Genomic DNA, 1,578 nt, shown 5'->3' with positions numbered 1-1,578 from the left:
TTTTGGATTACCCTTTTTAAAGGTCACTGGATAAGGTTCTACAGTTTCATAATTCACGTGCAAATGACCGAGTTCACGCCCTGCTGTCACAAATTTCCAAAAATCATCAGCACTCTTTACGCAAGGAATGCGAGGTAATTCTTTGCATAAATTATCAGCATAACGGGCGCGATAATCTTCCGAATGAAGTAAACCGTAAACGTAATAGAACAAATCATCTTTAGTGATAGTCTCATTAGGATAAGCTACTTTAAAATGTTCTAACCCTTCATCCGTAATGGCATCACGCCTTTGTAAACCAGCTGTTTTGTTTTCCTCTATAGAGTTTGTAAACAAATGGGATTGTTTCTCACTTTTATTTTTTGAAACCGTAGTATCTTCGTAAATATAGCGTGGAAAACATTGACCTTTTTCTATTGAATCTAAATTAGGCAAAGCTTTAGTCATCAATACAGAAAAGTCTTTCTTTGCTCCTATACCTGTAATTTGTATCACCTTATTATCAACCGCTTGTCTTATCGGGAATATCCGCGGCATTTGATAAACTGCTTCATTAAAGACGCTATTGTAATAAAGCCATTGTTGTGTAAAAGGACGGTATAGGCTTTGAATAAGGCATTTATCTTCAAATTCGGAAAATTTACCTCTTAATAATTCTCTCTTAAGAGTACTGCTCCAACTAATCTTTCTTACATCGGAATTGACGAAATCATTCACGACCTTTGCACGTGCTGTACGATCAGCATGTGAATAGGTATTATTTAAACGTTTTACCTCATTATTATAGAAGGCAGTCATGTTATTCATATTTTTCTTTACAGATTCACGGCTTGAGTTATACGTCCAAGCATCACGATTGGTTGAAACACCAAGAGAATAAGTTTCAAAGAGCTTTTTATCATGCCCCTTTTTGACACCCATAGCTAAGAATGTTTTGAAACTGTCATCACGTTGATCAAGCCAATCACTGTACTTATCTGGTTTAATTATTTGCCAACCTTGTTTGCTCCGTGTAATACCATCAATGCTACCAAGAGACTCTATTATTATAAGCTTTTCTTTTCTCGAGAGATAATCTCCAATATCACGGAAATATATTTTGCCACGCTGTTGAGATTCTGGATTTTTAACCAAAATAGAGATAGCTATGGGAGCTCGAGATCCTTCACCAAAAATGCCACCACTTTCCTTTTTACGTTGTTCTCCAGAAGTCCGTGCATTCCCCCGTAAATGGAAAATATAAAGGCTGCTAAATTCTTCAACGAGGCATTTGCGTAAACCATCCATAGAATGTCCAGTAATAAAACCGGCATTTGTGACAAAGCCGATTACCCCAGCATTATCAATACGGTCACTAGCCCAGCGGATAGCGCGGATATAACTATCATATAACTTTTGCGTACTAGTTGCTTTCGATTTAGCTATATAAGTCTCACGAATACGATCATCTAATATGGGATAAGATATATTGGGATTATTATCGTTTTCATTCTTTTGTCCTACCGAGTAAGGGGGATTACCAAAGATAACTTTGATGTTCAGATTTTTCTGGTGTTCTAAATATTCACTGTTTTCTTT

The 1,578-nt window shown here is 36.4% G+C and carries 1 protein-coding gene; it reads right to left on the bottom strand.

Annotated elements, in window-relative coordinates:
* On the bottom strand, positions 1 to 1,578 hold a 1,578-nt coding region (locus tag ACFIJP_RS09075; RefSeq protein ID WP_375627083.1), incomplete at both ends, for a type ISP restriction/modification enzyme.

This window comes from Bartonella sp. MU37NMGALS (assembly GCF_042194015.1).
In the GTDB taxonomy this organism is placed as follows: domain Bacteria; phylum Pseudomonadota; class Alphaproteobacteria; order Rhizobiales; family Rhizobiaceae; genus Bartonella; species Bartonella grahamii.
This window is presented reverse-complemented; position numbering and strand designations above follow the sequence as displayed.